The 2,672-nt window shown below is 33.3% G+C and carries 2 protein-coding genes; both read right to left on the bottom strand.

Translation table 11 applies throughout. From position 1 onward, the window contains the following. Positions 1–2,329: glycoside hydrolase family 31 protein (locus VLB74_RS01035; RefSeq protein WP_325201612.1), on the bottom strand; the 2,329-nt coding region annotated here is incomplete at its 3' end. Between the two features lie 9 nt (positions 2,330–2,338). Further along, a partial coding sequence (locus VLB74_RS01030) for a glycoside hydrolase family 97 C-terminal domain-containing protein (RefSeq protein ID WP_325201611.1) occupies positions 2,339–2,672 on the bottom strand: 334 nt, incomplete at its 5' end.

Here is a 2,672-nt window from a genome sequence, read left to right as displayed (position 1 = left end):
CAAGCTTATCCCATTTTTTTTCATTTGTCGATTGTACTATTGGACCAAAAGGAATTATAGAACCCGCTTTTACAAACAATGGAATTCTGTTTAAAGGCGCATCTGCTTTAACTTCCTGACCTCCATCAAAGTTTTTTTCGGACCAGAAATCATACCATTTTGAACCTTTTGGCAAATACACTTTCCAATCCGTAACTCCAAATTCAGTAACAGGAGCAACTAATAACGATTGTCCGAACATATATTCGTAAGGCTGACTTACTGCTTTTTCATCATTTTGAAAATCCATTACAAGAGGTCTCATAAAAGTAGAACCCGTTTTAATTTTTGATGTTTCAGAGTAGATGTACGGCATTAATTCGTAACGAAGATTCAACATTTCTCTCATATTGTCTTCTACTTTCTGACCGTATTTCCAAGGTTCTGTTTCTGTTTGATATCCATGAATTCTAAATATGGTACTAAATGCTCCCCATTGAAACCATCTGGTTAATAATTCCTGGAAATTTTCATCCTTGTATTGTCCATTTCCTGGACGGAAAAAACCACCAATATCGGTTGTCCAATAAGGCATTCCTGTCAAAGTAAAATTCATACCGGAAATAATTTGTTTTTTAAAACCATCCCAGGTTCCGCCAATATCTCCAGACCAATTGATTGTTCCAAAACGCTGTTGACCTGAAAATGCTGAACGCGTTAAAATTGTAACACGTTTTTCAGGATTCGTTTTTCGTTGTCCTTCATAAACTGATTTACTTACAAATAATGGATATGTAAGTCGGAAAAAATCTCCAGGCCCCTGATGAGTTGTTGTACCAACAAGAGCATCGTTTTCTGGCTCCGTTGCATCCATCCACCAACCATCAACACCATTTGAAAATAAATTATCATTTAAGGTATTCCAATACGCTTTACCTGTTTCAGGATTAAAGTAATCCAGCCATTTAGTGTTCGGAATGTACATTCCATCTTCTACATATTTTTTACCAATGGTCGAATTTTTATCAGGATTTGACCATATTGAAATTACAAAGTGAGAATTTAAATCGTGTAATTCTTTGATAAAACCAGAAGGATTTGGGTAGTGTGTTTGGTCAAACTGCGGTACTCCCCACCCATTATTTCCCCAATACTGCCAATCTTGTACAATTACATCTAATGGTAATTTTCTTTCGCGAAATTCTTTAACTGTATTTATCAAGTGTTCACTAGATGTATAACGTTCCCGACATTGCCAGAAACCATAAGCCCATAAAGGCAACATAGGAGCCTGACCTGACACACTTCTGTAGGTATTAATTACTTCATCAGTATCTTTGCCTTTGAAAACCACATAATCTAAAGATTTAGCATTTATTGAACGAAAGGTTGTTGAATTATCGGTTTTTTTAAAACTCAATTTGGGTTTATTGGTAGTATTACAAACTATTTGAACGGAATGTTCTCCTGCTTTCAAATTAACCAATTGACTAACTGCTGGCGGTAACCATAAATTAGATTGATCGATAATTGTTTTATCATCAATAATAACCAGATGACGACTGTCCATATCTCCTAGATCCAGCATTATTGAATATTGACCTTCATTTTCTACGGTAAATTTCCCCGTATATAATGCTTGTCTTTGTGATATTTTTTGAGTTCCTGCTGTCGTAGTAACTTCAACTTCTTTGCTATTGTCCGATGGTTTTTCGTTTTTAGTAAGTGTAATCAAATTATCATTTGGATTAAACTCGGTAAGCCCATATTGATGCCAAAGAATTCCATATCCTTTATTCGAGTATAAAAAAGGAACTGCTATTTGAGTATTAACCTGAGTTAATTTTTGGCTAATGTTTTTTAGATTATAATGTCCATCCTGAAATTGTCCCAAACCAAAAAGGAATTCATTTTTTGGCGAATCAAAACTTTGCTCCACTATGTAACACGGATTTCCATTTACAGAACTTGAAGCCATTTTTCTGCTATCTATTTTTTCGCTTAAAAATACATTTCCTTTACTATCTTTAAAATTCAATACTTTGGTTTTTTTATTAAATAAAACCATTATAGAAGCCGTTTTTAACTGAATTTCTTCATTCGTTTCAGTAACCTTAAAATCAGGTACTGGTAATTTATTTACAAGAATTAATTCTTCATCCTGCTTTATATTTTCACCCTTTATCTGAATCCTAATTGAATTTGCTGTTATTGGAATAATATTTAATGTCCCTTGAGTTAGTGGTATAGAAAGATAGTCTTTATGTAAGGTATAAGTAGGATTGATGTTCTTAAAACTGAATATCAGAATTAATACAATAGGAGCAAGAAATTTGATTTTAAAATTCATTGTATTGGGTTATTTAATAATTTGTATTGATGCAACAAAACCTCCTAAGTTCAACATTTTAACATCGATTGCAGTTGTTTTATCCACAACTAAGTATTGTGTTGAAAAAGATTTATCATGAATTCCGTCAGCAATTAATGTTAGTTTGTATTTTTTTCCTTCGGGTAAAAAATCAAATTTTAAGTGCTGGATTTTTTCTTTCTTTCCCGAATTAATTCCACCAACAAACCAATTATCAGCTTTTTGACGAGCAATAACGGTAAACTTTCCAGGATAACCATCCAGCAGTTTTGTATCATCCCAAGCGGTTGGAAGATCCCTTAAAAAAGTTTTTGCTGCATCT

Origin of the sequence: Flavobacterium sp., assembly GCF_035456225.1 — a bacterium.
In the GTDB taxonomy this organism is placed as follows: Bacteria; Bacteroidota; Bacteroidia; order Flavobacteriales; family Flavobacteriaceae; genus Flavobacterium.
The sequence above is the reverse complement of the archived record's forward strand: the minus strand, read 5'-3'. Positions and strand labels throughout refer to the sequence as shown.